This is a genomic window from Novosphingobium sp. B-7 (genome assembly GCF_000410615.1).
GTDB lineage: Bacteria > Pseudomonadota > Alphaproteobacteria > Sphingomonadales > Sphingomonadaceae > Novosphingobium > Novosphingobium capsulatum.
The window spans coordinates 15,430-15,642 of record NZ_KE148331.1; the positions used below are offsets into that span (position 1 = coordinate 15,430).

Here is a 213-nt window from a genome sequence, read left to right on the forward strand (position 1 = left end):
GAGAGCAGGAAGCGCCGATCGTATTTGGCTGGATCCAGACCGGGCACCAGTTGGGCGCAGCCTGCGCCGCGTTTGGCGCCGGGGTGATCCGTCAGCACAGTGGCAGCTATGCCCCGGCCTTCGTGGCCGCCGGCATCATGGGCGTGGTCGCCGCCCTGGTGCTGCTCGGCACCTTGCGCCGCGCGCACGCAGCGGCGGGCGCGCCGGTCCCCG

At 73.2% G+C, this 213-nt stretch carries 1 pseudogene; it reads left to right on the top strand.

Features of this window, described 5'->3' with window-relative positions:
- Nucleotides 1-213, top strand: a pseudogene (locus H926_RS26950) (MFS transporter); the annotation flags it as partial.